This window comes from Streptomyces sp. NPDC059247, from assembly GCF_042754005.1.
Taxonomy (GTDB): Bacteria; Actinomycetota; Actinomycetes; order Streptomycetales; family Streptomycetaceae; genus Streptomyces.
The window spans coordinates 172,100-197,458 of record NZ_JBHYZW010000010.1; the positions used below are offsets into that span (position 1 = coordinate 172,100).

The following is a 25,359-nucleotide window of genomic DNA, read 5'->3' on the forward strand; positions in this document are numbered from 1 at the left end:
TCCGGCGTACGGCCGCAGTTCCGGCCGACCCCGAGCACGGCAAGCGGTCGGGGACTCGCGGCTCGGCCCGGGACCGGGACCGGGCGGGTCCGGCCCACTCCGCGTACGACGAGCGGCCGGGGCTCACAGCCCCGGTGGCGGGCGGGCCCGGTCTGTCCGGCGTACGGCCGCAGTTCCGGCCGACCCCGAGCACGGCAAGCGGTCGGGGACTCGCGGCTCGGCCCGGGACCGGGACCGGGGCCGGGGCCGGGGCCGGGACCGGGACCGGGGCCGGGGCCGGGGCCGGGACCGGGACCGGGGCCGGGGCCGGGGCCGGGACCGGGGCCGGGGCCGGGGCCGGGACCGGGGCCGGGGCCGGGGCCGGGACCGGGACCGGGACCGGGGCCGGGACCGGGACCGGGCGGGTCTGGCGCACTCCGCGTACGACGAGCGGCCGGGGCTCACAATCCCGGTGCCGGGCGGGTTCGGCCTGTCCGGCGTACGGCCACGGCCCGGCGCACTCCCACACGTACGACGAACGGCCGAGCGGCTCGGCCCCGGCGCGGAATCCGATGCCGGACGGCGCCGGATGGCCCGGTGGGCGGCCACGGCCCTGCGGGACCCCGTACGACGAATCGTCGGCACTCACAGGCCCGGCGCCGGGTGGGCCCGGTCTCTCCGGCGTACGGCCACGGCCCGGCGCACTCCCACACGTACGGCGGATGGCCGAGCGGCTCGGCCCCTGCGCCGCGCGGGCGGCCGACGGCGCCGGTCCCGGTCCGGGGCGGGGTCGGCGTACGGCCACGGGTCGGTGAATCCGGTGCCCGGCGGGCGGTCCGGCCCCGGGCGGGGCCGGGGGCCCGCGTGGAGCGCGTACGGATCGGGGCGGGTCCGGCTCACGACCGCCGGGCGCCCGGCGGTCCGGCGTGCGGCCGGTCCGGGGAGTCCGGCGTACGGCCGCCTGGCGGTTCCGGTGCGTACGGCCGCCCGCCGGTCCGGGGTGCGGGGCCGGTGTGGGGCGGGTGGGGCCGGTGGGTCGGGGGTGACCCACCGGGGGGCGGGACGGGTGGCCGTTCCCGGGGCGGGAGCGCCCCGGGGCGGGTGGGCTACGAGTGGCCCAGGTCCTCCGACGCCGCGTCCGGTTCCGTCGTCGAGCCGGAGTCGTCGGCCGGGCGGAGCGGGAAGACGTCCACGCCCACCGAGTCGAGGACCGGGGCCGCCGGGCGCGGCGTGTTCGGCATGACGGCGGCCTCGGAGTGCCCGCCGCAGCCGTACGCGAGGGACACGACCCGGCCGTCCGCCGGGGAGAACTCGTTGGCGCAGATCCCGAACGCCTGCTTCAGCGACCCCGCCAGCGGCACCAGGAAGGCGCAGGAGACGCAGGGCGCGGGCGCGGCGAGGGCCATCGGCGTCCGGGGGCCGAACGCCTCGTCCCAGCGGTCGGCGGCCATGTGGAGCCCGTACCGGGACAGGACACGGGCCCGGCGCGTGCCCAGTTCGTCGGCGACCGAGGCGATCGCGCCGCGCGAGGGCGCGCGGGTGACGATCTCGGCGTCCTCGACGTCGAGGTGCGCGGCCAACTCATCGGAGACGACGGAGTTCGGCGGCGGTTCGTCCTCGCCGGTGTAGCCGGGCTCCAGGCGCGGATCGTCCTCCTCGGTGGGCAGGAGGTCGCCGGGGCCCATGTCGCCGGGGCGCAGCCGCTCGCTCCACGGCACCCACTCGGGGGCGAGGAGGGCGTCGGAGCCGGGCAGCAGGACGGTCTCGTCGAGCGTGACGTTCTTCGCGCGGGAGGCGCGGGTGACCGTCACCGCCCAGCGCCAGCCCCGGTAGCCCGGTTCCTTGGACTCGAAGTAATGGGTGACGACGCGGTCACCCTCGGCGACCACGTCGACATGGGCGCCGACGACGCCCGGGGCGGCCGCCTCCTCGGCGGCCTCCCGCGCGAGGTCTACGGCCTCGGCGCACAGGCGGTCGGGGGTACGCGTGGCTCGCGGGGTACGCGGGGTACCGCTTCGCGTCGTCGCAGCACTCACAGGTCTCGCTTCTCTCCTACGCCGTCTCACGGGTGCGCCGGCCGAGCGACGGGAGCGAACCTCGGGCGGCGGGCGGAGCGGACCTGTGGGCCGCATCGACGTCCGCGCACCCGACTTGTCTCGCGTGTCTCGGGCACACCTATCGCCATCCATTCTGCGGGATGCCGAAGAGGCGCGCGGCCGAAAGCTTCCGCCGGTGACGCGCTACGCACGCTACCCCGTTCCCGGGCCAGAGCCCACCTGCCCGTCCCAAGTGGCCCCGATCACAGGTCACGGATCGGGTGGCGAGGACGGCCGAAAAGGGGTGGACGGCGGGGCGGCGGACGGCCGGGAAGGGTGGTGGGGGACGGGCGGAAGTGGCCGTGGGAGACGGGCGGGAGGCGTGTCCACCGCCGCGCCACGGTTCGTCCGGCGGGCCGGTGGGGCACTATGACGGAGTGGCAGCCGCACGGTCCCCCGCACGATCCGAAGATCATGCCGGGCCGCTCCGCCGAGCGGGCCGGAAGGTCGGTCGTGTCCTGCACCTGCCCTTCACCGGGACGGCGAGGGGCATCCGGAAGGCGACGCACGCGCACGGCGCGGGCGAGTCGGGGCTCGGGAAGCTGATCGAGCTGCACGCCGTGAACGGCGCCGGGGACGTCATGATCACCGTCGCCCTCGCGTCGACGGTGTTCTTCTCCGTGCCGACCGACGAGGCCCGTGGGCGCGTCGCGCTGTATCTGGCCATCACGATGGCGCCGTTCACCCTCCTCGCCCCGGTGATCGGTCCGCTCCTGGACCGCGTCCCGCACGGGCGGCGGGCGGCGATGGCAGGCGCGATGCTGACCCGGGCGGTCCTCGCGCTGGTGCTCTCGGGTCTGGTGGCGACGGGCGGGATCGAGCTGTACCCGGCGGCGCTCGGGGTCCTGGTGGCGTCGAAGGCGTACGGGGTGGTGCGCAGCGCGGTGGTGCCCCGGCTGCTACCGCCGGGCTTCTCGCTGGTGAAGGCGAACTCGCGGGTGACCCTGGCGGGGCTGCTCGCGACGGGGGTCGCCGCGCCGGTGGGCGCGGGGCTCCACCTCCTCGGCACGCCGTACCCGCTGTACGGGGCGTGCGCGCTGTTCCTGCTCGGGACGTTCTGGGCGCTGCGGATGCCGCCGAAGGTGGACTCGGCGAAGGGCGAACGGCGGGCCCATCTGCTGGCGCACGGCGGGAAGGGAGAGAAGGGCGGGAAGGGCTCCAGGGGTGAGAAGGGTGAGAAGCCGCCGAACCTGCGGACGGTGGGGCCGTCCGTGCTGCACGGTCTGCAGGCGAACGCGGCGCAGCGGATGCTGTCGGGTTTCCTGATCTTCTTCCTGGCGTTCCTGCTGCGGGAGCATCCGCTGTCGGGGCAGAGCGCCGCCGTGTCGCTGGGGATCGTGGGCGTGGCGGCGGGCGTGGGCAACGCGTGCGGGACGGCCGTGGGCTCGCTGCTCCGGGACCGGGGGCAGGGACCCGAGGTGATCATCGCCACGATGATCAGCGTGGTGTGCGGTACGGCGGTCCTGACGGCGGTGTTCTTCGGCGGGGTGATGGTCGCGGTGCTGGGCGCGGTCGCGGGGCTCACCCAGGCGCTGTCGAAGCTGTCGCTGGACGCGCTGATCCAGCGGGACGTGCCGGAGTCGGTACGGACCTCGGCGTTCGCCCGGTCGGAGACGGCGCTGCAGATGGCGTGGGTGGTGGGCGGCGGCATCGGGATCGCGCTGCCGCTGAACGGCACCCTCGGCATGTCGGTGGCCGCCGCGATCCTCGCGCTGGGCGCGGCGCTCGCGGTCCGTGGCCTGCTCGCCGAGGCCCGCCGCCCCCCGGGCCCGAAGAACCGCCCGAAGGCCCGGGTGGCCTGACGGGGCCTTCGGCCTGAGCGGGGGGGGCAGGCCGCTGGCCTGTACGGGGGCTGGGCCTCCACCCGGAGCGGGGGCCGGGCCTCCGGCCTGAGCGGGGGCTGGGCCTCCACCCGGAGCGGGGATGCGCCTCCACCCGGAGCGGGGCCGGGCCTCCGGCCGCCGGGCCGTCACCGGGCGGGGCGAGCGCGGCTGGCGCGGCGGCTCAGGCGCGGCGGCTCACCGGACTCCGAGCCCACCGGCCCCTCCGGCCCACGGGGGGCCCACCGGACTCCGGGCCCACCGGCCCCCACCGGCCCCTCTGGCCCACCGGCCCCCTCCGGACCCACCGGTCCTCTCCGGACCGTCAGCCCCCTCCGGACTCTCCGGACCCTCCGGACCGTCAGCCCCCCTCCGGACCCTCAGGGGCGGGCCCCTCCCCGGCCGCCGCGCCCCAAGGGTCCGGGGCTTTCCGGGCCGCGCCCGAAAGGCCCCGGGGGCCCTTCTCGTACCGTCGAGGCGGCCGTCGCGCGGGGGTGCCCCGGAGGTACCCCGGGGCGGCACGCCGTACCCCCTCGTGGCGTGGACGCGACGGCCCGATAGCCTTCGGCTCATGACCGTTGCGTTCTTCTCCGGCTCGGGCCGCCGGGCCGCCGTCGCCCTCGGGGCCGTCTCCGCCGGGCTCCTCGTCCTCTCCGCCTGCGACAAGCCGACGCCTGTCGCGACCCTGACGGTCGGGACCGACTCGATCCACTCCGAGGCCGCCTGCTACAACGACGGCGAAGCCATCAAGGAGTCGCAGATCCAGCAGTGCCTCAACAAGAAGGCCGAGAAGTCCATCTCCGTCGCGATGGACGACAAGATCCGCTTCGGGGTCGACCCCGACATCGCGGAGAACGGCTGGACCATCTTCCTCGGCGGCCAGCAGGCCGAGCCCGAGCCGTACAAGAAGACGTACCGGACCATTCCGGCCAGCGCCTTCTTCTCGACCCAGTCCGGCGAGGCCACCAACTCCAGCCAGGTGACCATCGTCGAGAACACCGGCAAGAAGCTGACCGGCATCTGGCACTTCCAGCTGAAGAAGGAATCCTGATCCTCCGGTGGCCCACCGGAGCCTGATCGTGACGGCCGTGGCGGCTGAGGCGGACTCCGTCTCCGCCGGCCTCGGCCCCCACCTCGGCGGCCCCGCGCTCCTCCCGCTGCCGGGGGGCCTCGTGCTGCGCCGTCACACGGCCGGCACCGACGCCGGTCCCGTACGGGTCGACGTGCTCGTCGGCGGGGTGGGACCCGCCGCGGTCGCCGCCGCCACGGCCACGGCCCTGACCTCCGCCGCGCTCACCGGCCCCGACGCCCCCTACGGGCTCGTCGTGTCCGCCGGGATCGCGGGCGGCTTCCTCCCCCTCGCCCCGCTCGGTTCGGTCGTCGTCTCGGCGTCCGTCGTCGCCGCCGACCTCGGCGCGCGGACCCCCGACGCCTATCTGACCGTCGAGGAACTGGGCTTCGGCCGGTCCGCCCATCCCGTGCCGGACGCGCTGACCGGCCGGATCTCCGCCGCCCTGACGGCGGGCGGCCTCCCGCACGCCGTCGCCCCCGTCCTCACCGTCTCCACCGTCACCGGCACCGCCGACCGCGCCGCCGAACTCGCCGGGCGCCACCCCGGGGCCGGGGCCGAGGCCATGGAGGGCTTCGGGGTCGCCGAGGCCGCCGCCGCGCACGGCCTGCCCGTCGTCGAGATCCGGGCCGTGTCGAACGCCGTCGGCCCCCGCGACCGTGCCGCCTGGCGCATCGGCGACGCCCTGGAATCCCTGCGGCACGCCTTCGAGCTGCTCAGCAGCACCGTCCTCGTGGAGCCGTCGTGACCGAGCTGAAGATCGCCTACTCGCCCTGCCCCAACGACACCTTCGTCTTCGACGCCTGGGCCCACGGCCGCGTCCCGGGCGCGCCCCGGCTCGACGTGACGTTCGCCGACATCGACGTCACCAACGGCTGGGCGGAGGGCGGCACCGACGACCACGACGTGCTGAAGGTGTCGTACGCCGTGCTGCCCTGGATCCTCGACGAGTACGCGCTGCTGCCCTGCGGCGGCGCCCTCGGCCGGGGCTGCGGGCCGCTCGTCCTGACCCGGGAGGCGGCCACCGGAGCGGACCTGGCCGGGCGGACGGTCGCGGTGCCGAGCGAGCGCTCGACCGCGTACCTGCTGTTCCGGCTCTGGGCCGCCGACCAGGTGCCCGGCGGGGTCGGGAAGGTCGTCGTGATGCCGTTCCACGAGATCATGCCCGCCGTCCGCGACGGGAAGGTCGACGCCGGGCTCGTCATCCACGAGGCCCGCTTCACCTATCAGGAGTACGGGCTGCGCCGCCTCGCCGACATGGGCGAGCACTGGGAGGCCACGACCGGGCTCCCGATCCCCCTCGGAGCGATCGTGGCCCGCCGCTCGCTGGGCGCGGAGACCCTGCGGCGGCTCGCCGACGCGGCCCGCGCGTCGGTGCGGATGGCCTGGGACGACCCGGCGGCCTCCCGCCCGTACGTCCTCGAACACGCCCAGGAGATGGACCCGGGCGTGGCCGACCAGCACATCGGTCTGTACGTCAACGAGTTCACCGCCGACCTCGGCGAGGACGGCTACGCGGCGGTCCGCGGGCTGCTCACCCGCGCCGCGGCCGAGGGACTCGTACCGCCCCTCGGCCCGGACGCGCTCGCGTTCCCCTGAGGGAGACGGCCGGGCGCGTTCCCTGACGGGGGCGGCCCGGCGCGCCGCCCGTCAGGAGGGCGTCACACGTCCAGCTGGTCGGCGACCGCGCGCAGCAGACCCGCGATGTTCTTGCCCTGGGTCTTCTCCGGGTACCGGCCGCGCTCCAGCATCGGCGTGATGTTCTCCAGGAGCGTCGTCAGGTCCTGGACGATGGACGCCAGTTCGTCGGGCTTGCGGCGCTGGGCCGCCGCGACGGACGGGGTCGGGTCGAGGATCGTGACGGACAGGGCCTGGTCGCCGCGCTGTCCGGCGACGACGCCGAACTCGACCCGCTGTCCGGGCTTCAGCGCGTCGACTCCGGCAGGGAGCACCGACGAGTGGACGAAGACGTCGCCGCCGTCGTCACGGGAGAGAAAGCCGAAGCCCTTCTCACTGTTGAACCATTTGACCTTGCCGGTAGGCACGTCTTTCCTCGTCCTCGTCCTTGTCGATGGGGATGGCAGACAGCGGGCCGACCGGCCCGCCGGGACCAGGCTAGTGCTCCCGGGACCGGTGACAAGACGTCGCCGGTGTGTTCCTGTGGCCTGGGAACTACCCTGGCCGGATGCGTAGTGAAACCCCCGCCGCCCCGGCGGACGACAGCGCCCCCGGCGACGGCCTCGTCAAGGCCGGTGTGATCATCTTCGCGGTGGGCGCGGTGGCGACGCTGGTCACCGTGGCCCCGCTGTTCCTGGGCACCGACCCGTTCCCCACCGTGGCGTACACCGTGTCCATGCTGATGGGCGTCGGATTCATGGTCGCGGGCGCGGGCGTGCTGCGCGCGATCGCCGCCCAGCGGCGGCAGGCGCGCGACGGCGGGGCCGTACCGGTTCAGGCCAGGTAGCCCGCCCACCACTCCCGGAAATCCGTCAGGTCCGTCAGGACCACGTCCGCCCCGGCCGCCGTCAGCTCCCCGGCGGCGCAGGGGCCGGTGGCGACCGCCACCGAGAGGGCCCCGGCCGCCGCCGCGCCCCGGACGTCGCCGACGTGGTCCCCGACGTACACCTGGGCGCCGTGCGCGCGCAGGGCCTCCGCCTTGCCCTCCGCCCACAGGCTGCCGACGACCGCGTCCGGCTCGATGCCCAGGTGCGCCAGGTGCAGCTCGGCGTGCGGGCCGTTCTTCGCGGTGACGACGATCGTCCGGCCGCCCGCCTCGCGGACCGCCCGGATCGCGTCCCGGGCGCCCGGCATGGGGTGCGAGGGCTCGATCGCGTACGCCGGGTAGAGCGCGCGGTAGCGGGCGGTCATCGCGGTCACCGCCTCCTCGGGCACCCAGTGCGCCATCTCGTGCTCCAGCGGCGGGCCGAGCCGGTTGACGACCAGGTCGATGTCGGCCGTGACACCGGTCTCGGCACAGAAGGCCTCCCAGGTCGCCCTGATGCCGGGCCGGGTGTCGATCAGCGTCAGGTCGAGATCGAACCCGACGGTGAGCGGTACGCCGCCGGGCCCCGCCGCCGTCTCCGTCTCCGTCTCCGTCTCTGCCTGCGCTTCTGCTTTCGCCTTTGTCTTCGCCGGACTGCTGGCGGGGGGCGTGGCCGGGGACGGGGTGGCTGAGGTCGTCGTCATACGCCCCATTCTCCGGGGTCGCCCCTGAGACGGACCGGGGCGATCCCGGACCTCCTGTCCGGGGCCGGATCCCTTTCGGGGGGGGCCAGCCCGGGAGCGGTCGCTCTGGGAGCGGTCGCTCCGGGGCCGGTCTGTCCGCGGGCGCTCCCGGAATCTCCCGCGTGAGGTGCGCCACCCGGCTCCCGCCCCAGGACGGGGCCTGGGCCCTATGTCCAGCGCGCGCGGACCCCTGAGCGCCCCGGCCCTCAGGAGCCGCCCGTAGGGGCCCGGCCGCACGGGGCCCGCCAGTACCGGCCCCGGCCCCACCGGTCCCGCCCCACAAGGTCCCGCCCTGCCCGCCCCGACCCGTAAGGGCTCCCGTACGCGCTCCCGCGAGGGCTCCCGCGAGGGTCCTCCGGCCCGCGTCCGGGGTGGTGAGTGGTGCTTACACTGAGCCAAGCCTTACCAAACCCGTACTCCCCCCGATGGGTCCCGATGCCAGCCGCTCTCCGTACCAGACGGGTCCTCGCGACCTCGGCGGCTGTCGTCGCCCTCCTCCTCGCCGTCCTCCTCAGCCTCGCCGTCGGCGCCCGCGCCATCGCCCCCTCGACGGTGTTCGACGCCCTGCTGCATGGCGGCACGAGCGCCGACGCCGAGGTCGTACGGGGCCTCCGCGTCCCCCGTACCCTCATCGGCCTCATGGTCGGCGCCGCGCTCGCCCTCGCGGGCACCGCCCTCCAGGGCATCACCCGCAACCCGATCGCCGACCCCGGCATCCTCGGCATCAGCCAGGGCTCCGCCGTCGCCGTCGTCGTCGCCATCGCCTTCTTCGGCGTGCACGGACTCAGCGGCTACGTGTGGTTCGCCTTCGCCGGTGCCGCCGTCGCCGCGGTCGCCGTGCACGCCGTCGCCTCCGGCGGGCGCGGCGGCGCGACCCCCGTGAAACTGGCCCTCGGCGGCGCCGCGATCAACGCCCTGCTGCTCTCCGTCACCACCGGCATCCTCACCACCCGCGCCTCCGCGCTCGACGAGTTCCGGTTCTGGCAGACCGGCTCCCTCGACGGGCGCGACGCGCAGATCGTCGCCCAGGTCTGGCCCTTCCTGCTGGTCGGCGCGCTCCTCGTGGTCTCCGTGGCGCGCGGCCTCGACGCGCTCGCGCTCGGCGAGGACGTCGCCAAGGGCCTGGGACAGCGCGTCGCGACGGTACGGATCGTGGGCGGGGCCGGAGCGACCGTCCTCACCGGCGCGGCCGTCGCCGCCGCCGGACCGGTCGCCTTCGTCGGCCTCGCCGTCCCGCACATCGCCCGCGCCGTCGTCGGCTCCGACCACCGCTGGGTGCTGCCGATGGCCGCGCTCATCGGCCCGGTCATGCTGCTCGTCGCGGACGTCGCCGGACGGATCGTGTTCCCGCCGGGCGAAGTCCCCGCCGGAGTGATGACCGCCCTCATCGGCGTGCCGTTCCTGGTCGCCCTCGTCCGTCGCAAGGCGGTGGCCGCGTGAGCACCGGAACCGCCGCCCGCCCCGCCGCGACCCGCCCGAGCCCCCGCCCCGCCGGGTACGGCCTGGTCCGCGCCGGGAGCGCCTCCTTCCTCGTGCACCGCCGTTCGGCCCTGGTCGCCGGGGCCCTGCTGCTGCTCCTGGCCGTGTCCTCGGTCGCGTACCTCTGTGTCGGCGAGAAGTTCGTCGCCCCCTCCGAGGTCCTGCGGATCCTGCTCGGGCACTCCTCGCCGTCCGCGTTCGTCGTGGCGGAGCTGCGCGAGCCCCGGCTCGTCGTCGCCCTCGCCGTCGGCGCCGCCTTCGGCATCGCGGGCGGGCTCATCCAGACCGTGGCCCGCAATCCGCTCGCCAGCCCCGACATCATCGGCATCAGCCAGGGCGCCGGGGCCGTCACCGTCGCCGCGATGACCTTCGGCCTCACCTCGTACACCGTGCTGCCGTACCTGTCGATCGCGGGCGGTGTCCTCGCCGCCGCCCTCGTCTACGCCTTCGCCTGGCGCGGCGGACTGCACGCCACCCGCTTCGTCCTCATCGGCATCGGCTTCGCCATCGCGCTGCGGTCCCTCACCACCCTCTTCATGACCAAGGGCGACTACCTGGTCGCCCAGCAGGCCCAGATCTGGATGACGGGCTCCCTCAACGGGCGCGGCTGGGACGAGTCCGCGCCGGTCCGCTGGACGCTGCTGCTCCTGCTGCCCGCCGTGCTGTGGGCGGCCCGCGCGCAGCGGACCGTCTCCCTCGACGACGACACGGCGACCGGGCTGGGCGTCCGGCTCGGGCGGGTCCGGCTCGGGCTGGTCGCCGTCGGCGTGGTCCTGGCGTCGGTGGCGACCGGGGTCGCCGGGCCCGTCGACTTCGTCGCGCTGCTCGCCCCGCAGATCGCCCGCCGCATGACCAGGACCGCGCAGATCCCGCTGTTCTGCTCGGCGCTCGCGGGCGCCCTGGTCGTGGTCCTCGCCGACCTGCTCGGCAGGCGGCTCCTCTCCCCCGTCGAACTGCCGGTGGGAGTCCTGACGGCGGCGGTCGGCGCCCCGTATCTGATCTGGCTCATCGTCCGCAGCCGTACCGGAGGGAAGGCATGACCAGCAGGCTCACCGCGCGCGGGCTGACGCTCGCCTACGAGGACCGCACCGTGGTCCACGAACTGGACCTCGCGATTCCCGACGGCCGGGTGACCGTGATCGTCGGCCCCAACGCCTGCGGCAAGTCCACCACCCTCCGGGCGCTCGGGCGGCTCCTCAAGCCCCGGGGCGGCGCCGTGCTGCTCGACGGCGAGGACCTCGCGAAGCTCCCGACGAAGAGCGTCGCCCGCTCGGTCGGACTGCTCCCGCAGACCCCGGTCGCGCCGGAGGCCATCACCGTCGCCGACCTCGTCTCGCGCGGACGGCAGCCGCACCAGGCGTGGTGGAAGCAGTGGTCCGAGGAGGACGAGCGGGCCGTCACCGACGCCATGGAACGCACGGACGTCGCCGCGCTCGCCGACCGGTCCGTCGACGCGCTCTCCGGCGGCCAGCGGCAGCGGGTGTGGATCGCGATGGCCCTCGCGCAGGAGACGGAACTGCTGCTCCTCGACGAGCCCACCACCTATCTGGACATCTCCCACCAGGTGGAGGTCCTCGACCTGGTCCGCCGCCTCAACCGGCTGCGCGGCCGGACCGTCGTCCTCGTCCTGCACGACCTGAACCAGGCGGCGCGGTACGCGGACCACCTGATCGCCATGAAGGAGGGCCGGGTCGTCGCGGAGGGCCCGCCGTCGGAGATCGTGACGGAGGACCTCGTCCGGGACGTCTTCGGCCTCGCCTCGGTCGTCGTCCCCGACCCGGTGACGGGCTCCCCCCTGGTGATCCCGGGAGCACCGTGGAGGTCGGACACGGACACGAGCGCGGACGCGCGTCCGGATGCGGGTACGGGTACGGGGGCCGTGCCCGGGTCGCGGCCCGGGTCCGAGCCCGAGGTCTCCAAGGGCTGACGGCCCGGACACGGGCGCGGACGCGCGTACGGATGTGGATACGGGTACGGGGGCGATGCCCGAGTCACGGTCCCGCGAGGGAGCCCGGTCCCGCGCGGCCCGAGCCTGAGCCCGAGGTCTCCCAGAGCTGACGCCCCAGGGACGGCGGGCCGGATACGGGTGCGGATGCGGGCGTAGGCGCGCGTACGGATGTGGGTACGGGTACGGGTACGGGCCCGTGCCCGAGTCACGGCCCGGTGCCGGGCCTGGGACCGCACGGAACCCGGTCCCGGGCGGCCCGGGTCCGACCCGAGCCGAGGTCTCCCGGGGCTGACGGGCCCGGATACGGACACGAGTGCGGACGCACATACAGGTACGGGTCCGTGCCCGAGTCGCGGTCCGGCGCCGGGACCGGGACCGGGACCGCGCGGGAATCCGGTCCCGGGCGGCCCGGGTCCGAGGTCTCCAAGGGCTGACGCCCCGGCGAGCTCGGCGAGCACGGACCCGGGGCGCGGCGGGGCGCCGGGCTCAGCGGCGGCGGGACCGCCACAGCAGGAACAGTGCCGAGGCGACCGCCGCGCCCCGCAGGACCCACGGCCAGGTCTCCGAGACCGCCGCGCCCATCGCCTCGCCGCCCGCCACGACGGGGGCGCCCCAGCGGCCGTCGACCCTGCCCCACAGCCAGAGGACGCCGGAGGCGGCGGCGAGGCCGGGGATCACCAGGACGGCGGTCTTCGCCTCGCCGGGGGTGAGCCGCCGGGAGGCATACGCGAGGAGCCAGCCCGCCGCCAGGGCGAGGAGCGAGCCGAAGAGGGCGCCGCCGAGCAGCAGCAGGGCGGCGAGCAGCACGAACGGGTTCGAGAGACGGAAGCGGGCGGCGGGCACCTCCGGTGCCGCCTCGGGTTCCGGTGCGGCGGGCGCCTCGGGCTTGCGACGGCGCAGGACCCGGACGAGACGGCGGCGCACGGGCGCGGCGGCCCCGGGACCGTGACCCCCCTCGCCCTCCCCGTCCCCCTCGGTCCCGTCCCCGTCCCCGTTCTCGTCGTCCTCGTCCTCCGGGAGGGGTTCCTTGAAGAGGTCGGGGCGTTCGACCCCGCCGAAGAAGCCGGGCAGTCCGTCGGCGGCGTCCACCGCCTCGGCGTCCCGCCACCAGTCGGACCCGGTGTCGGACCCGGTGTCGGACCCGGCGCCGCCGAAGCCGGTGGGGCCGGACCCGGTGGACGGGGCGGCGGACACGGGTGCGGCGGGTGGGCCGACACGCCCGGCGGGCCGTCGGCCGTCCGCCGGAGTCCCGGCACCGTCCGCGAGGGCGCCGGAGCCGTCCCGGGGACGGCGGCGGCCCGGCAGCCATCCGGCGCCCCGCCCGGCCCGCGCCCCCGGGACCTCTCCCCGCCCCGACGCCCCTCCCGTACGGGTCCGAGGAGATTCCGCACCGGGTCCCTGGGCGGACCCCTGACCCGGTCCCTTACGGCTTCCCGTACGGGGTGCCTCGGGGGAGTCCGCGCCCGGGGACCCGCCCCGGCCCGTGCCCCCACCGGGTTCCCGCCGCTCTCCCTGACGGGGTGCCGGGACCCCGGGTCCGGGGCGCGGCGGCCGGTCGCCCGCCCGGTCCACCACCTCGTCGGGGGTCCCGAGGGAGCCGAGGATGCCCCGGACCGCCGCCGGACTCTCCTCGCCGCGCGTGGCGCGACGGCGGTCGATCTCGTCGCGGAGGCCCGACACCAGACGCATCCGCTCGCTCGCGGGAAGCTGCCGCTGCTGGGCCAGATCGCCGACCCGGCTCAGATAGTCGTAGACCAACTGGTCGCTCTCGATCCCCATGCTGCCCCTCCACGGCCGGTTCGCCCGGTACGGCCCGACGTTAGCGCCTGAACAGCGGCTAACGTGGTCCGGATGGGGATCGGTGAGCTCGACCGGGAGGCGCACGTGCCCGAGGTAACTGGCGCCACCGCGCCGCGCACGCTCGCGGAGGCGCTGCGCGCACGCGGTGACGAGGGGCTCGCCGCGCTGCTGCGGGCCAGACCGGACCTGCTGAACCCGGTCCCGAACGACCTGACGCAGTTGGCGACGCGCGCCGGGACGCGGGGCTCGGTGGTCCGCGCCCTCGAACGGCTCGACCGGTTCGCCCTCCAGGCGGCGGAAGCGCTGGCGGTGGCCCCGGACCCGGCACCGTACCCCCTGCTCCTGGGCCTGCTCACCGGTGACGAGGGCGATCCGGGGATCGAGGCGGCGCTGCCGGGCACGGTGGGGCTGCTGCGCGAACAGGCCCTCGTGTGGGGGGACGACGACCGGCTGAGGCTGGTGCGGACGGCCCGCGAACTGCTGGCGCCCTCGCCGCAGCACCCGTCGCCGACCGGTCTCGGGCCGACGGTGGCGGAGGCGACGTCGGGGATGTCGCCGGGCCGGGTGCAGGAGATCATCGCGGCGGCGGGACTGCCCACGACGCACGACCCGGTGTCGGCGGTGGCGCTGCTCACGGGGCTGTTCACGGACCGGTCGCGGATGGAGGCGCTGCTCGACACGGCGCCGCCGGAGGCGCTGACGGTCCTCGACCGGCTGGTGTGGGGTCCGCCGTACGGGGAGGTGACGGCGAATCCGGCGCCGCCGGTGCGCTGGCTGCGGGACCGGGGGCTGCTGCTCCCGGTGTCGGCGCGGACGATGGTGCTGCCGCGCGAGGTGGCGCTGCACCTGCGGGGCGGGCGGGCGCACCGGACGCCGGAGCCGTACGCGCCGGAGATCGGGGTGGAACGCGACTACCGTCCCCAGGTTGTGGACAGTGCCGCGGCCGGGCAGGCGCAGCTCGCGGTGGCGACCGCCGAGGAGCTGCTGAAGTCCTGGGACCGGGGCGGGCCCCCGGTGCTGCGCGCGGGCGGCATGTCGGTGCGGGACCTGCGGCGGGTGGCGGTGGCGCTGGACGTGCCGGAGGAGACGGCGGCGTTCTGGCTGGAACTGTGTCTGGGTGCCGGACTGCTCGCGTCGGACGGGGAGGCGGACGAGCGGTACGCGCCGACGCCCGCGTACGACGCGTGGCTGGACCTGCCGCCCGCCGAGCGGTGGGCGCGGCTCGTCGCGCCGTGGCTGACGGCGACCCGTACGGCGGGGCTGGTCGGCGGGCAGGACGCGAAGGGGCGGACGCTGTCGGTGCTGGGTCCGGACCTGGACCGGGCGCCCGCGCCGGAGGTCCGGCACCGGGTGCTCGTCCTCCTGGCGACGCTGCCGCCGGGTGCGGCGGCCGATCAGGGGTCGCTCCTGGCCCGGCTGCGCTGGGAGCGTCCGCTGCGGGGTGCGGCACCGGCCGGGCCGGACGAGGTCCAGTGGTCCGGCGGGGCGCCCACGGACCTGCGGTCGCGGCTCGCCCGCTGGACGCTCGCGGAGGCGGAGCTGCTGGGGCTCACGGGGCGGGGGGCGTTGTCGGGCCCGGCTCGGGCGCTGCTGAACCTGCCGCTGGCGGAGGCGGCTCCGGCGGACGGGGACGGCGGCGGGGTGGAGCTGTCGGTGGCGGCGGGGCGGGCGGCGACGCTCCTGGCGCCGCTGCTGCCCGAGACGGTGGACGAGGTGCTGTTGCAGGCGGATCTGACGGCGGTGGCGCCGGGTCCGCTGCGACGGCCGCTCGCGGACGCGCTCGCGGTGCTCGCGGACGTGGAGTCGAAGGGCGGCGCGACGGTCTACCGGTTCACTCCGGGGTCGGTGCGGCGGGCGCTCGACGCGGGCCGGTCGGCGTCGGACCTGCACGAGTTCCTGCGGACGCATTCCCGTACGCCGGTGCCGCAGCCCCTGTCGTACCTGGTGGACGACGTGGCGCGGCGGCACGGGCACCTGCGGGTGGGGACGGCTTCGGCGTACGTCCGCTGTGACGACGACGCGGTCCTCGGGGAGATCCTGGCGGACCGGCGGTCGGCGGCGCTGGGCCTGCGGAGGCTGGCGCCGACGGTGCTCGCGGCGCAGACGGACCCGGGGTCGCTGCTCGACGGGCTGCGGTCGATGGGGTACGCGCCCGCGGCGGAGTCGGCGGCGGGCGATGTCCTGATCACCCGGGCGGACGTGTACCGCACGGGCCCGAGGAAGGCCCCGGTGCCGGTGCCGGACGGCCCGCCGTCCCCGGACGGGACGCTGCTCGGCGCGGCGGTCCGGGTGATCCGGGCGGGCGACCGGGCGGCGACGGCGGTACGGAAGGAACCGGCGTCGTCCCCGACGACCCCGGGCGCCCTGCCCCGCACCTCGGCGGCGGAGACCCTGGCGACGGTCCAGGCGGCGGCGATGACGGGCTCGGCGGTGTGGATCGGCTACGTGAACGCGGAGGGCGCGGCGAGCCAGCGGGTCATCGCCCCGGTCCGCGTGGAGGGCGGCTTCGTGACGGGCTACGACCACACGGCCGACGAGGTCCGCACGTACCCCCTGCATCGCATCACGGGCGTGGCGGAACTGGCGGACGACCAGGTGTGAGACGCCCGCCCCGGAGCCGGGCGGGTAGTGCGGCGGGTGTGGTGGGGGCGGGCCGGGCCGGGTCCTGAGCAGGGGGGTGGGTGATGCGGCACACTGGAGGATTGGCCGTTACCGGAACGGCAGGGTGTCGGAAGGACCTGATCACGTGAGTGGACCGCTCATCGTCCAGAGTGACAAGACGCTGCTCCTGGAGGTCGATCACGAGCTGGCCGGGGCCTGTCGGCGGGCCATCGCGCCGTTCGCCGAGCTGGAGCGGGCGCCGGAGCACATCCACACCTACCGGGTGACGCCGCTCGGGCTGTGGAACGCGCGGGCCGCCGGGCACGACGCCGAGCAGGTCGTCGACGCGCTCGTCGCGTACTCGCGCTACCCGGTGCCGCACGCGCTGCTCGTGGACATCGCCGAGACCATGGACCGGTACGGGCGGCTCACCCTGTCCAAGCACCCCACCCACGGTCTCGTCCTGACCAGCACCGACCGGCCGGTCCTGGAGGAGGTGCTGCGCTCCCGGAAGGTGCAGCCGCTCGTCGGGGAGCGGATCGACGCCGACACCGTCGCCGTGCACCCCTCCGAGCGCGGGCAGATCAAGCAGACCCTGCTGAAGCTGGGCTGGCCCGCCGAGGACCTCGCCGGGTACGTCGACGGCGAGGCGCACCGGATCGACCTCGCGGAGGACGGCTGGAGCCTGCGCCCCTACCAGCAGCAGGCCGTCGAGGGGTTCTGGCACGGCGGTTCCGGGGTGGTCGTACTGCCCTGCGGCGCGGGGAAGACGCTGGTCGGGGCCGGTGCGATGGCCCGCGCGAAGGCGACGACCCTGATCCTCGTCACCAACACCGTCTCGGCCCGGCAGTGGAAGCACGAGCTGGTGAAGCGGACCTCGCTCACCGAGGACGAGATCGGCGAGTACAGCGGGACCCGCAAGGAGATCCGGCCGGTCACCATCGCCACCTACCAGGTGCTCACCACCCGGCGGAAGGGCGTCTACCCGCACCTGGAGCTCTTCGACTCCCGGGACTGGGGGCTGATCGTGTACGACGAGGTGCACCTGCTGCCCGCGCCCGTCTTCAAGTTCACCGCCGACCTCCAGGCCCGGCGGCGGCTCGGCCTGACGGCGACCCTCGTACGGGAGGACGGGCGGGAGTCCGACGTCTTCTCGCTGATCGGCCCCAAGCGGTTCGACGCGCCCTGGAAGGAGATCGAGGCGCAGGGCTACATCGCGCCCGCCGACTGCGTCGAGGTCCGGGTCAACCTGACCGACTCGGAGCGGCTCGCGTACGCCACCGCCGAGGCCGAGGAGAAGTACCGCTTCTGCGCCACAACCGCGACGAAGCGGAAGGTGACGGAAGCGCTGGTGAAGAAGTTCGAGGGCCAGCAGACCCTCGTCATCGGGCAGTACATCGACCAGCTCGACGAACTGGGCGAGCACCTGAACGCCCCGGTCATCAAGGGCGAGACGCCGAACGCGCAGCGGGAGAAGCTGTTCGACGCCTTCCGCAACGGTGAGATCAGCGTCCTCGTCGTCTCGAAGGTCGCCAACTTCTCGATCGACCTGCCCGAGGCCACGGTCGCCATCCAGGTGTCGGGGACGTTCGGCTCCCGGCAGGAGGAGGCGCAGCGGCTGGGCCGGGTGCTGCGGCCGAAGGCGGACGGGCACAAGGCGCACTTCTACTCGGTGGTCGCCCGGGACACCATCGACCAGGACTTCGCCGCGCACCGGCAGCGGTTCCTGGCCGAGCAGGGGTACGCGTACCGGATCGTCGACGCGGACGAGCTGCTCGCCCCGTAGTTCCCCGTCGCCCCCGTAGCCGGGTGGCTTCGTCGCCGAGTGGGTCCGTAGCCGGGTGGCTCCGGGCTCCGGGCTTCCCGTGAGGGCTCGGGCTTCCCGTGAGGGTTCCGGGCTCCCCGTGAGGGTTCCGGGTCAGTCCGGGGCCGGGCCGTGGCCCGGGCCGACCCGGCCCGTGTGCGTGGGGTGCGGGTTCCTGACGGCCGCTCCCGGCGGGCCGCAGTCGCCCAGGAGGACCACTCCGGCGACGGCACCGCCGAAGGCGCGTATCGCGCGCAGGGCGGAGGCGGTGCGCCGGAGGCGGGGCACGGTGGTCACGAGGGTGAACGTCGTCGCGGTCATGTCTCCATGATGGAATTCGGACATTACGAACACATCGGTCTGGGGGCTGAACCGGGGCCCGACCGCCGTCCGACGTGAGACGGACCCCCTCCCCTACGGGGATGACCCGGGGGCGGCCCGGGACCCGTAGGGGTCGGACCCGCCCCGTACGGGCCCCCGGGTCACACCGGTACGGGCCCCCGGGTCCCACCCGTACGGCTCCCCAGGTCACGGCCCGTACGAGTCCCCAGGTCACGCCCCCTGCGGGCTCCGGGACGCCCCCGTACGGGCTCCGGCGCCGGTCCCGTATTCGTTCGCCTTCGCGTCCCGCCGGAGCTACACTCGCCAGCTTCCCCGCCTCCCTCCGCGGAGCGCCGCCGCCCGGTCGGAAACCGGCGGCCACCTCGACGTGTCCGCGCATCCACGCATCCGCGTGTCCGACCCGGAGGCTCCACCGTGCCCGTATCCGACGATCCCCTCGCGCGCGAACGCGCCCACCTGGCGTCCTCGCGCGCCGCCCTGCGCGCGATGCGCGAGGACGTGGAGGCGCTCGACATCAAGGACGTCACCGCCAACTGGGTCAACTCCCTCGTCCTCGGGCGGCAGATCGAGGACCGCGTCAAGGCGCTGGCCGACCTCTCGCACACCCCCCTGTTCTTCGGGCGCCTCGACTACCTGCACACCACGCAGGAGGGGCAGCGCTTCTACATCGGACGGCGGCACGTCCACGACGCCGACGGCGACCCGATGGTGATCGACTGGCGCGCGCCGGTCTCCCAGCCGTACTACCAGGCGTCCCGGAAGGACCCCAGGGACGTCGGGCTCCGCCGCCGCTTCGGCTACACGGGCGGCGAGCTGACCGCGTACGAGGACGAGCACCTGTCCGATCCGGCGGAGCTGGAGACCACCAGCCGACTGCTCCAGGCGGAGATCGAACGGCCCCGCGTCGGCCCCATGCGGGACATCGTCGCCACCATCCAGCCCGAGCAGGACGGGATCGTCCGCTCCGGTCTGTCGGGGACGGTCTGCGTGCAGGGCGGCCCCGGCACCGGCAAGACCGCCGTGGGCCTGCACCGGGTCGCCTACCTGCTGTACGCCCACCGGGAGCGGCTGGCCCGCACCGGCGCCCTCGTCATCGGCCCGAACCGGTCCTTCCTCCAGTACATCGAGCAGGTGCTGCCCGCCCTGGGCGAGCTGGAGGTGCGGCAGGCGACCGTCGACGACCTCGTCGCCCACGTCGAGGTGCGGGGCACCGACGAGGCGCCGACGGCCGTGGTCAAGGGCGACGCCCGGATGGCGGAACTGCTGCGGCGGGCCCTGCGCTCCCACGTGTCGCCGCCCACCGAGCCCCTGATGGTGATCCGGGGCTCGCGCCGCTGGCGGGTGCCCGCGTACGAACTGGAGGAGATCGTCAGGGAACTGACGGACCGTGACATCCGGTACGGGGCCGCCCGCGAGGCGCTTCCGCAGCGGGTCGCGCACGCCGTCCTGGTCCGGATGGAGCAGGCGGGCGAGGCCCCCGACGACCGGGTGCAGAACGCCGTCGCCCGCGACACCGCCGTCAAGGCCCTGGTGAACGCGTGCTGGCCGGCCGTGGACCCCGCGAAGCTGGTGCTGCGGCTCCTCGGCGACCCGGAGTTCCTCGCCGAGCACGCCGAGGGGCTGTTCACCGGGGACGAGCAGAAGCTGCTCCTGTGGGCGAAGCCCGCCCGTGGCGTGAGGACGGCGAAGTGGTCGGCGGCCGACGCCGTCCTCGTCGACGAGGCGCGGGACCTGGTGGAGCGGACCCACTCGCTCGGCCATGTCGTCCTCGACGAGGCGCAGGACCTGTCCCCGATGCAGTACCGGGCGGTGGGCCGCCGCTGCACGACCGGCTCGGCGACCGTCCTCGGCGACCTCGCGCAGGGCACCACCCCGTGGGCGACGGAGAGCTGGGCGCAGGCCCTCGCGCACCTGGGCAAGCCGGACGCGCTGGTGGAGGAGCTGACCGCCGGTTTCCGCGTGCCGCGCGAGGTCATCGCGTACGCCTCCCGGCTCCTGCCGCACATGTCCCCCGGGCTCGCCCCGGTCGAGTCCGTGCGGGAGAACCCCGGCTCCCTGGAGGTGCGTCCCAGCGAGGCGCTCGACACGGACGTGGTCGCGGCCTGCCGGGAGGCGCTGGCGCACGAGGGGTCGATCGGTCTGATCGCGGCGGACGCCCGGATCGCGCCGCTCGCGGCGGCCCTGGCGGACGCCGGGCTCGCGCACCTCTCCCCCGGTGAGGAGACGACCGCCGAGTCCCGGCTGACCCTGGTCCCCGCCTCGCTCGCGAAGGGCCTGGAGTACGACTACGTGGTCCTGGACGAGCCCGCCGCCGTCGTCGGCGGCGAGCCGGACGAGCGGACCGGGCTGCGACGGCTCTACGTGGCCCTGACCCGCGCGGTGTCCGGCCTGACGGTCGTTCACTCCGCTCCCGTTCCCCATCAGTTGGGGGAGGTGTGAGCGCTCCTGTCGGGGCGCTGCACCACATCGAGGTGTGGGTGGCGGACCTGAAGCGCGCCGAGGAGAGCTTCGGCTGGCTGCTCGGCGCCCTCGGGTACCGGCCGTTCCAGCGCTGGGAGGGCGGCCGGAGCTGGGCGCTCGGCCCCACCTACCTCGTGGTCGAGCGGTCCCCGGCGCTCAGCTCCGACCGGCACGACCGGCTGCGGCCCGGGGTCAACCACCTGGCCTTCCACGCCGGGGACAGGGCCGCCGTCGACGCGCTCGCGGCGGCGGCACCGGCGCACGGCTGGCGCCTGATGTTCGCCGACCGGCACCCGTACGCGGGCGGCGAGGGCGTCTACGCGGCCTATCTGGAGAACGCCGACGGCTTCGAGGTCGAACTCGTCGCCGAAGACCTCCGCGACGACCGATGAGTTTTCGGACACGGCCCGGTCTGACAGGGTGAAGTGCCGCTCGGCGGTCATGCTGAGCGGCAGGAACGAACCGAAACGGGAGAACCCAGATGCGCACCCTGATCAGCTCCGCCTTCGTCTCGCTCGACGGCGTCGTCGAGGCTCCCGGCGGCGAGGAGGGCTACCGGAACGCGGGCTGGACCTTCAAGGACATCGAGTTCGTCCCCGAGGCGTTCGCGCTCAAGGGCGCGGAGCAGGAGCAGGCCACGGCGATGCTGCTCGGCCGCACCAGCTACGAGGCGTTCAGCGGTGTGTGGCCGGACATGGAGGACTTCGCGCGCTACAAGGCGCTGCCGAAGTACGTGGTGTCGACGACGCTCACCGAGGACGGTCTGGTCGACAACTGGGGCGACACCACGATCCTGCGGTCGCTCGACGAGGTCGCCGCGCTGAAGGAGACCGAGGGCGGTCCGATCATCGTGCACGGCAGCGCGAGCCTGAACCGGGCGCTGTCCGACGCCGGGCTGATCGACCGCTACCACCTGCTGGTCTTCCCGCTGCTCCTCGGCGCGGGCAAGCGCCTGTTCAGCGCCACCGACAAGGACGCCCAGAAGCTGAAGCTGGTCGAGCACGAGACGTACGCCAACGGCATCCAGAAGAACGTCTTCGACGTCGTACGGTAAGCCCCCCCGCAGTCGTACGGCGGGCCCCGCCATCCCGGGGCGGGGCCGTGGGGCAGCCCCCGCCGCCCCGGGGCGGGGCCCTGCGGTGAGACCGTCACCGCGGGTCAGAGCGGTACGTCCGCCGCGTACTCCCCGAGGGCCTCGGTGCGGGTGCGGCGGGCCACGGACGCGAGGACCGGGTTCGTGTCGCGGTAGTGGTGCTCGGTGACCAGGCCCCAGGCCAGGGCCCAGCCCCGGCCGCGCGCCCAGGTGGCGTCGTCGGCGCGGGCCGCCTCCCGGAACAGGGGGCGGCTGTCGGCGGTGAGCAGCGACCAGGCGGGCAGCAGGTCGCAGGCCGGGTCGCCGGTGCCGAGGCCGCCGAAGTCGATGACGGCGCTGAGCCGTCCCGCGCGGCCCAGGAGGTTGCCGGGGAGCAGGTCGCCGTGGAGCCAGACGGGCGGGCCGTCCCGGCGCGGGAGCCGCAGGACCGCCGCCCAGGCGGCGGTGGCGAGGTCCGCGTCGACGGCGCCGTCGGCCGCCAGACCCCGGACCGCGCCCGGCAGTTGCCCGGCCTCCCAGTCGGTGACGGGGCCGCCCCGGAAGGAGGCGGGTCCGCCGCTCGCGTCGACGGCGCGCAGGGCCGTGCCGAAGCGGCCCAGCTCCTCGGCCGCGTGGGCGAGGTCGGTGAGCGGCACGGTGTGGGTGTCGTCGCCGTCGAGCCAGCGGTAGACCGACCAGGGCATCGGGAAGCCGGGGCCCGGTCCGGCCCTGCCGACGGGGACGGGGACGGCGAGCGGCAGGTGCGGGGCGAGCAGGGGCAGCCAGCGCTGCTCCTTCTCCACGTGGTGGGCGGCGTACGGGACGCGGGGCAGGCGGACGACGAGGTCGTCGCCGAGCCGGAACATCAGATTGTCCGTCCCGGCGGACGGTACGGCCCGCACCGGCAGCCCGGCCCACTCGGGAAACCTCCCGGCGACGAGCCGCCGGACGGCCTCCGCGTCGGGCCGGGGCCGTACCGGGGTGTCGCCGTCGTCCGTCACGCGCCGAGGCTAACGACCGCGCGCCGACCGGGTCGAAGGGTTTTCCGGACCGTACGGGACGGGTCCGAGAGCTTTCGGGACCGTACGGGACGGGCCCACGCCGGAGCCCGCGCCCCGAACCCACCCGTGGGGGAAGTCCCGTACGGGGAAGGGACCTTGACCGCGCCCGTACGGGCAAGTGCCGTACAGGGAAGGCGCCTTGACCGCACCCGTACGGGCAAGTGCCGTACGGGAAGCGCCGTACGGGAAGGCCCGTAGGGGCACGGGACCCTGCCCGCGCCCGTACGGGAAAGCCCGTACGGGAAGACCCGCAGGGGAAGCCCGCAGGGGAAAGCCCGCAGGGGAAGCGCCGTACGGGTGCGGTCAGGTCCCGGAGGCCGCCCGCACCCGTCCGCGCCGTCCGGCGCCGTCCGGCGCCGTTACGCGTCCACCGCCGCCCGCCAGGTGCGGACCGCGTCGGCCGAGAGCGGGGCGGCCCAGCCCTGGGGGCGGGCGGCGCCGCCGATGTGGAAGGCGTTCAGGCCCGCCGCGCGGAGTCCGGGGAGGTGGTCGAGGCGCAGACCGCCGCCGACGAGGATCTGGGGCTCGTAGCCGGGCTCGCCCGTGCGGGCGGCTTCGGCCTCCAGGGTGGCGAGACCGTCGTCGACACCGCCCGCCGCGCCCGCCGTGAGGTAGGTGTCGAGGCCGGGCAGGTCGGCGAGGGCCTTGCGCAGCCGGTCGCGGTCGGCGGCGCGGTCGATCGCCCGGTGGAAGGTCCACCGGCAGCCGTCGAGGACGGTGATCAGCCGCTCGACGGCCACCAGGTCGGGCTCGCCGTCCGCGGTGAGGAAGCCGAGGACGAACTCGTCCGCGCCCGCCTCGCGGAGTTCGGCCGCACGGGCCACGAGGGCGTCGGTGCCCCCGGGCCCGCCCGCCGAGAATCCGTCGGTGAGCCGGAGCATCACACGCAGCGGGATGTCGACGGCGGCGCGGATGGCGGCGAAGCCGGTCCGGGACGGGGTGAGTCCGTCGGCCGCCATGTCGGTGACGAGTTCGAGCCGATCGGCCCCACCGGTCTGGGCGGCGACCGCGTCTTCCTCGTCGAGGGCGATCACCTCAAGGACTGCACGGTTGCTCATCGAGCCCATTCCTCCATGAATGACGGCTATAGGTCTAGTCCAATGACCAGCCTAGCCGTGCGCGTGCTCTCCCGCATCGCTTGTGGCCTCACCCGGCGCGGGCGCGGGGGCCTTCGCGGGAGCGCCCGTGGCCCCCGCGGTGACCGTGAAGGCGGCCGTGCGGACCTTGCCCTCGTGCTGGAAGTCGAGGAAGAGACGGTACGTTCCCGCGCTGGGCGGCGTCGCGGTGAAGGAGACGTCGGGGCCGGGCCCGCCCTCGTTCGGGTGCACGTGGAGGTAGGCGAGGTCGCCGTCGCGGAGGGCGACGAGGTGCCCGTACGCGCCGAGGTAGGGCTCCAGGTTCGTGACGGGCTTGCCGCCCTTGGTGACGGTGAGCCGCAGCTCACCCGCCTTGCCGGGGTCCAGGGTGCCGCCGAGGCGGACCTGGTAGCCGTCGACGGCGGCGGTCGGGGCGACGGCGGGCAGCGGCTTCGGCGCGTACCCGCCCGGCACGGACAGGTCGGCGCCGAGCGTGATGCCCTTGGCGCCGGGCGCGGCGGGCTTGAAGTCGGCGAAGGCCTTGTAGCCGCCCGCGGCGGGCAGGTCGACGGGGGTCGTCCAGGTGCCGTCCGCCGCCTTCACGGGGTGCAGGTGGCGGAAGGTCGTCAGGTCGCGGGAGGCGACGATGAAGTGCAGCTCCTTGCCGTGCTCGGTGGTGAAGGCGGTGACCTTCTTGCCGCCCGCGTCCTTGACGGAGAACTTCAGGACGCTCTTTCCGGCGGGGGTGACGGGGGTCTCCAGGGCGAGGGTGTAGCCGCCGTCGGAGATCTGGAGCCCGCCGGGGAGGTCCGCGGCGGGGGCGGTCCCCTTCGTGCCGCCCTCCTCGTGTCCGGCGTGCCCGCCGGGCTTCTCCGGCTTGGCCCCCTCCCCCGTCGTGCCGGGCTTCGCGGCGGCGTGCTCGCCGTGTCCGGCCTTCGCGGGCTCCGCGACGGGGCCGATGCCCTTGCCGACCCCGTACGCGGTCCCGAAGGTCGCGGCGAGCGTGGCGGCAAAGGCAGTGATCTTCACTCCGGTGTTCATGACTGCTCTCCCGGTACGTGGGGGTGGCGCGTGGACCGTTCCATGCACTTCACCATACCCCTGGGGGGTATCAAGTCAAGTCGGGGAAATACTTGCGTCCGATACCACCGGGGGGTATACATGGACTCATAACGAATACCCCCCGAGGGTATTCGGGTCCACAAGAACCGACCGAGGAGGAAGCCATGGGCTCCTGCTGCACCCCCGACAACAGCTGCTCGACCACGGAGGCCACCGCTGTCGCGGTCGTCGACAGCACCGCCACCGTCTACGCCGTCTCCGGCATGACCTGCGGACACTGCAAGACCGCGATCACCAAGTCCGTCAGCGCCCTGGACGGCGTCCTCGCCGTGGACGTCGACGTCGCCGGCGGCCTGGTGACCGTCACCACGGGCGGCGAGCCCGACGACGCCGCGATCACCGCGGCGGTCGACGACGCGGGCTACGAGCTCACCGGCCGCGCCTGACCGACAGCCCCCCTCGGCC

At 75.1% G+C, this 25,359-nt stretch carries 22 protein-coding genes; 14 read left to right on the forward strand and 8 right to left on the reverse strand.

Annotated features, from left to right (window positions below; genetic code table 11):
- Window positions 1-1,085: 1,085 nt before the first annotated feature.
- A complete protein-coding gene (locus ACFXGN_RS19950) occupies window positions 1,086-2,015 on the reverse strand; it encodes a DUF3027 domain-containing protein (RefSeq protein ID WP_384860751.1) in 930 nt (309 codons plus the stop codon).
- A 437-nt stretch (window positions 2,016-2,452) separates the two neighbouring features.
- On the opposite strand from ACFXGN_RS19950, the gene ACFXGN_RS19955 reads away from it, so the two are divergent.
- The 4 genes from ACFXGN_RS19955 (at window position 2,453) to ACFXGN_RS19970 (ending at window position 6,563) form a co-directional block, all read left to right on the forward strand.
- Window positions 2,453-3,877, forward strand: a complete 1,425-nt coding sequence (locus ACFXGN_RS19955; protein WP_384860754.1) for an MFS transporter — start codon at window positions 2,453-2,455, stop codon at window positions 3,875-3,877.
- Between the two features lie 589 nt (window positions 3,878-4,466).
- Window positions 4,467-4,946, forward strand: a complete 480-nt coding sequence (locus ACFXGN_RS19960; RefSeq protein WP_384860757.1) for a DUF2771 domain-containing protein — start codon at window positions 4,467-4,469, stop codon at window positions 4,944-4,946.
- Window positions 4,947-4,953: 7 nt separating this feature from the next.
- The gene (locus tag ACFXGN_RS19965) at window positions 4,954-5,712 is read left to right on the forward strand and encodes a futalosine hydrolase (protein WP_384860760.1); all 759 of its coding nucleotides are present in this window, start codon (window positions 4,954-4,956) and stop codon (window positions 5,710-5,712) included.
- The gene (locus ACFXGN_RS19970) at window positions 5,709-6,563 is read left to right on the forward strand and encodes a 1,4-dihydroxy-6-naphthoate synthase (RefSeq protein ID WP_384860763.1); all 855 of its coding nucleotides are present in this window, start codon (window positions 5,709-5,711) and stop codon (window positions 6,561-6,563) included. The genes ACFXGN_RS19965 and ACFXGN_RS19970 overlap by 4 nt, the downstream gene beginning before the upstream one ends.
- 62 nt (window positions 6,564-6,625) lie before the next feature.
- Here the strand turns inward: ACFXGN_RS19970 and ACFXGN_RS19975 are convergent, their stop codons facing one another.
- Window positions 6,626-7,009: a cold-shock protein gene (locus tag ACFXGN_RS19975; RefSeq protein ID WP_351780786.1), complete on the reverse strand. Its 384-nt coding sequence runs from the start codon at window positions 7,007-7,009 to the stop codon at window positions 6,626-6,628.
- A 140-nt stretch (window positions 7,010-7,149) separates the two neighbouring features.
- Between ACFXGN_RS19975 and ACFXGN_RS19980 the strand changes: the two genes are divergently transcribed.
- The gene (locus tag ACFXGN_RS19980; protein ID WP_351780785.1) at window positions 7,150-7,428 is read left to right on the forward strand and encodes a hypothetical protein; all 279 of its coding nucleotides are present in this window, start codon (window positions 7,150-7,152) and stop codon (window positions 7,426-7,428) included.
- Here the strand turns inward: ACFXGN_RS19980 and ACFXGN_RS19985 are convergent.
- Window positions 7,416-8,159 (reverse strand): HAD family hydrolase, encoded by a 744-nt coding sequence (locus tag ACFXGN_RS19985; RefSeq protein WP_384860767.1) that lies wholly within the window; start codon window positions 8,157-8,159, stop codon window positions 7,416-7,418. The genes ACFXGN_RS19980 and ACFXGN_RS19985 overlap by 13 nt on opposite strands.
- Window positions 8,160-8,624: 465 nt before the next feature.
- Between ACFXGN_RS19985 and ACFXGN_RS19990 the strand changes: the two genes are divergently transcribed.
- From ACFXGN_RS19990 to ACFXGN_RS20000, 3 genes are read left to right on the forward strand one after another with little or no spacing between them, the layout of a single operon-like run.
- Window positions 8,625-9,629 carry a FecCD family ABC transporter permease gene (locus ACFXGN_RS19990; RefSeq protein ID WP_384860770.1) on the forward strand — a complete coding sequence of 335 codons (1,005 nt, stop codon included), beginning with the start codon at window positions 8,625-8,627 and terminating at the stop codon, window positions 9,627-9,629.
- On the forward strand, window positions 9,626-10,708 hold the full coding sequence (locus ACFXGN_RS19995) for a FecCD family ABC transporter permease (protein ID WP_384860773.1): 1,083 nt from the start codon (window positions 9,626-9,628) through the stop codon (window positions 10,706-10,708). Before ACFXGN_RS19990 ends, ACFXGN_RS19995 begins: the two co-directional genes overlap by 4 nt.
- A complete protein-coding gene (locus ACFXGN_RS20000; protein WP_384860775.1) occupies window positions 10,705-11,595 on the forward strand; it encodes an ABC transporter ATP-binding protein in 891 nt (296 codons plus the stop codon). The genes ACFXGN_RS19995 and ACFXGN_RS20000 overlap by 4 nt, the downstream gene beginning before the upstream one ends.
- Before the next feature lie 507 nt (window positions 11,596-12,102).
- On the opposite strand, the gene ACFXGN_RS20005 is transcribed toward ACFXGN_RS20000, so the two are convergent.
- Window positions 12,103-13,395, reverse strand: a complete 1,293-nt coding sequence (locus ACFXGN_RS20005; RefSeq protein ID WP_384860778.1) for a hypothetical protein — start codon at window positions 13,393-13,395, stop codon at window positions 12,103-12,105.
- Window positions 13,396-13,467: 72 nt separating this feature from the next.
- On the opposite strand from ACFXGN_RS20005, the gene ACFXGN_RS20010 reads away from it, so the two are divergent.
- Together ACFXGN_RS20010 and ACFXGN_RS20015 are read left to right on the forward strand one after the other, a co-directional pair.
- On the forward strand, window positions 13,468-16,017 hold the full coding sequence (locus ACFXGN_RS20010) for a helicase-associated domain-containing protein (RefSeq protein ID WP_384860780.1): 2,550 nt from the start codon (window positions 13,468-13,470) through the stop codon (window positions 16,015-16,017).
- Between the two features lie 145 nt (window positions 16,018-16,162).
- Window positions 16,163-17,803, forward strand: a complete 1,641-nt coding sequence (locus ACFXGN_RS20015; RefSeq protein WP_384860783.1) for a DNA repair helicase XPB — start codon at window positions 16,163-16,165, stop codon at window positions 17,801-17,803.
- Window positions 17,804-17,935: 132 nt separating this feature from the next.
- Here ACFXGN_RS20015 and ACFXGN_RS20020 read toward each other — a convergent pair whose 3' ends face one another.
- Window positions 17,936-18,142 (reverse strand): hypothetical protein, encoded by a 207-nt coding sequence (locus ACFXGN_RS20020; protein WP_384860786.1) that lies wholly within the window; start codon window positions 18,140-18,142, stop codon window positions 17,936-17,938.
- A 435-nt stretch (window positions 18,143-18,577) separates the two neighbouring features.
- Here ACFXGN_RS20020 and ACFXGN_RS20025 point away from each other — a divergent pair, with 435 nt between their 5' ends.
- The 3 genes from ACFXGN_RS20025 to ACFXGN_RS20035 all read left to right on the forward strand — a co-directional run bounded on the left by ACFXGN_RS20025 (window position 18,578) and on the right by ACFXGN_RS20035 (window position 21,677).
- Window positions 18,578-20,602, forward strand: a complete 2,025-nt coding sequence (locus ACFXGN_RS20025; protein ID WP_384860789.1) for a HelD family protein — start codon at window positions 18,578-18,580, stop codon at window positions 20,600-20,602.
- Window positions 20,599-21,015 carry a VOC family protein gene (locus ACFXGN_RS20030; protein ID WP_384860792.1) on the forward strand — a complete coding sequence of 139 codons (417 nt, stop codon included), beginning with the start codon at window positions 20,599-20,601 and terminating at the stop codon, window positions 21,013-21,015. The genes ACFXGN_RS20025 and ACFXGN_RS20030 overlap by 4 nt, the downstream gene beginning before the upstream one ends.
- 89 nt (window positions 21,016-21,104) lie before the next feature.
- Window positions 21,105-21,677 carry a dihydrofolate reductase family protein gene (locus ACFXGN_RS20035; RefSeq protein ID WP_384860795.1) on the forward strand — a complete coding sequence of 191 codons (573 nt, stop codon included), beginning with the start codon at window positions 21,105-21,107 and terminating at the stop codon, window positions 21,675-21,677.
- Between the two features lie 104 nt (window positions 21,678-21,781).
- Here the strand turns inward: ACFXGN_RS20035 and ACFXGN_RS20040 are convergent, their stop codons facing one another.
- From ACFXGN_RS20040 to ACFXGN_RS20050, 3 genes are all read right to left on the reverse strand, one after another.
- Window positions 21,782-22,696, reverse strand: coding sequence for an aminoglycoside phosphotransferase family protein (locus ACFXGN_RS20040; protein ID WP_384860798.1), 915 nt, complete (start codon window positions 22,694-22,696; stop codon window positions 21,782-21,784).
- 419 nt (window positions 22,697-23,115) lie between these two features.
- Window positions 23,116-23,814 (reverse strand): copper homeostasis protein CutC, encoded by a 699-nt coding sequence (locus ACFXGN_RS20045; RefSeq protein ID WP_384860800.1) that lies wholly within the window; start codon window positions 23,812-23,814, stop codon window positions 23,116-23,118.
- Between the two features lie 51 nt (window positions 23,815-23,865).
- Entirely contained in the window at window positions 23,866-24,873 is a 1,008-nt protein-coding gene (locus ACFXGN_RS20050) for a hypothetical protein (protein WP_384860803.1), read from the reverse strand.
- Between the two features lie 185 nt (window positions 24,874-25,058).
- Here ACFXGN_RS20050 and ACFXGN_RS20055 point away from each other — a divergent pair, with 185 nt between their 5' ends.
- Window positions 25,059-25,340 (forward strand): heavy-metal-associated domain-containing protein, encoded by a 282-nt coding sequence (locus tag ACFXGN_RS20055; protein ID WP_366439875.1) that lies wholly within the window; start codon window positions 25,059-25,061, stop codon window positions 25,338-25,340.
- The last annotated feature ends 19 nt before the right edge of the window (window positions 25,341-25,359 follow it).